Annotated in this window: 3 protein-coding genes; all 3 read right to left on the bottom strand. The window is 72.3% G+C overall.

Annotation, left to right across the window (positions count from 1 at the left end; genetic code table 11):
* Positions 1–41: 41 nt before the first annotated feature.
* From tnpC to tnpA, 3 genes are read right to left on the bottom strand one after another with little or no spacing between them, the layout of a single operon-like run.
* Positions 42–1,631 carry an IS66 family transposase gene (gene tnpC, locus BT98_RS0120130; protein ID WP_019463314.1) on the bottom strand — a complete coding sequence of 530 codons (1,590 nt, stop codon included), beginning with the start codon at positions 1,629–1,631 and terminating at the stop codon, positions 42–44.
* Between the two features lie 12 nt (positions 1,632–1,643).
* On the bottom strand, positions 1,644–2,000 hold the full coding sequence (gene tnpB / locus BT98_RS0120125; protein WP_019463349.1) for an IS66 family insertion sequence element accessory protein TnpB: 357 nt from the start codon (positions 1,998–2,000) through the stop codon (positions 1,644–1,646).
* Entirely contained in the window at positions 1,997–2,428 is a 432-nt protein-coding gene (gene tnpA / locus BT98_RS0120120) for an IS66-like element accessory protein TnpA (protein ID WP_026033610.1), read from the bottom strand. Before tnpA ends, tnpB begins: the two co-directional genes overlap by 4 nt.
* Positions 2,429–2,502 lie beyond the last annotated feature (74 nt).

Here is a 2,502-nt window from a genome sequence, read left to right as displayed (position 1 = left end):
GTAAGCGAGGCCAACAAGCCCTTGGCGGTTTGACCTGAGGGTCAGCCTGCGTCGGCGGTCCAGCACCAGGGCATGAGTTCGTCGAGGCGGCTATTGGGCCAGCCGCCGACGAGCCGGGTGAGCAGGTCGGCGAGGTAGCGCTGCGGGTCGACGCCGTTGAGCTTGCACGTCTCCACGAGGGAGGCGATGGCCGCCCAGCGGGCGCCCCCGTCGTCGCCGGAGGCGAACAGCGCGTTTTTTCGGGAGAGGCAGAGGGGTCGGATGGCGCGCTCGACGGTGTTGCTATCCATTTCGATCCGGCCGTCGTCGAGGAACCGCACGAGACCGTCCTGGTGGTTCAGCGCGTAGCGGATCGCCTCCGCGGTCGGGCTGCTGCCGGGCAGGCGCGCGAGGGCCTGCCGCAGCCAGGCGAACAGCTCCTCGACGAGAGGGCGGCTCCTGGCCTGGCGGGCGGCCTGCCGGACCTCCGGGAGGCTGCCCCTGACCTCCGCCTCGACGGCGTAGAGGGCGGCGATGCGTCGCAGCGCTTCGGCCGCGATCGGTGCCGTCCTGCCCTTCGCCAGCGGGATGAACCCGCGACGGACGTGGCTCCAGCAGAACGCGAGCGTCATGCCCCGCTCGGCGGCGATCGCCTTGTAGACGCCGTAGCCATCGCACTGGAGGATGCCGCCGTAGTTCCGGAGCAGCGCGCGGCCATGCTCGGCGCCGCGGCCCGGGGCATAGTGGAACACCACGGCAGGCGGGTCCGTGCCGCCCCAGGGCCGGTCGTCGCGCGCGAATGCCCAGGCGTAGCCCTTCTTCGTCTGGCCGCGCCCCGGGTCGAGCACCGGCATCGTGGTCTCGTCGGCGAACAGCTTGGGCGAGGTGAGCAGGATCTCGTGCATCCGGCGCACGACGGGCAGCACCTCGTGGGCCGCAGTGCCGGTCCAATCCGCCAGCACCTCCCGCCCGATCTCGATCCCCTGCCGCAGCAGGATCTGGGACTGGCGGTAGAGGGGCAGGTGGTCGGCGTAGCGCGACACCAGCACGTGGGCGACGGTGGCCTCCGTCGGCACCCCGCCCTCGACCAGGCGGGGTGGCGCCGAGGCCTGCAGCACGGTGCCGGGACAGGCCCGGCAGGCGAACTTCGGGCGGCGCGTGACGAGAACCTGGAACCTCGCCGGGATCACGTCCAGCCGCTCCGACGTGTCGGTCCCGATCTCGACGAGGGCGCCGTTGCAGCAGGGGCAGGTCATTGTCTCCGGCGCCAGCACCACCTCGACGCGGGGCAGGTGCGCGGGCAACCGCCCGCGCCCGGCACGGCGACGCCTGATCGTGCCCTCCCGCTGCTCGGGGGAGGTCTTGGCCACCTCGGCCGCGGCCTCGGCGATGGAGGCCTCAAGCTCCTCGAACGCGAAGTGGAGCTGATCCTCTGGCAGGCGCTCGGACCGCTTGCCGAACTGCATCCGCCGGAGCTTCTCCAGCAGGTGGCGCAGCCGTTCGTTCCGCTCCGCCAGCGCGTCACGCTCGGCCGCGATGCCGTCTCGCTCCGCCTCCAGCGCATCGCACCGGGACAACGCCGCAGCGAGCAGCGCCCGCAGGGCCGCGGGGTCGTCCGGGAAGTCCGCCGTCTCGGTGTCGGCCGCGCGCATCGCACGCCGAGCTTATGCAGCCGCGGTCGGCCTGGGAATCCGTTTCGGCGTCTGCATGCGCGACCAGTCGAAGCCATCGAACAGCGCCGCGAACTCGACTGGGCTGAGGCGCATCACCCCATTGACGATCGGTGGCCAGCGAAACACGTTGCCCTCGAGCTGCTTCCAGACCAGCACGAGGCCGGATGCGTCCCAGACCAGGATCTTGATCCGGTCCGCCCGGCGCGAGCGGAACACCAGGACCACGCCCGAGAACGGGTCCTGGTCCAGCATCTCGGCGGCCAGCGCCGCCAGGCCATGCGCCCCCTTGCGGAAGTCCACGGGCTGCGTGGCGAGGAGGATGCGTGCGCCCGCCGGGAGCGCGATCACGCCTCCAGCGCCGCAGCCAGCCGGGCGACCACCGCCGCGTCCGCCTCACCCCCGACCCGCAGCACGCGGCCGTTCCGCAGCACAACCTCGATCGCTGCCCCGACCGTCTCCCGCACCGGCGTGACCGCCTCTGCCACCGCGGCCGGGACGCCTGGCCCAACCACCAGCGGTACCAGCTGCGGCGGGCGCGGGGCCGTCTTGCGTTTCACCGGCCTGCCCTCGGCCTCGCGCCGCCAACGGTGGATCAGGCTCGGCGAGATGCCGTGCCTCTGCGCCACCTCCAGCACCCGCGCCCCGGGCTCGGCAGCCTCGGCCAGGAACGCGGCCTTCTCCTCGGCCGTGTAGTCCCGCCGCGCGCCGCGAGTGACGATCTCCACCCGCTCCACCGCCCCAGTGCTAGCACTCGTGCTCGCTACCCATCGCGCCATCGCCACACCTCCGCGACGACCTACCTCGCGGGCTCAGTGGACCAGATCAAGAAGGGTGGTCACGCCGCGCTTAC

This window comes from Roseomonas mucosa ATCC BAA-692 (assembly GCF_000622225.1).
Lineage (GTDB): Bacteria > Pseudomonadota > Alphaproteobacteria > Acetobacterales > Acetobacteraceae > Roseomonas > Roseomonas mucosa.
The sequence above is the reverse complement of the archived record's forward strand: the minus strand, read 5'-3'. Positions and strand labels throughout refer to the sequence as shown.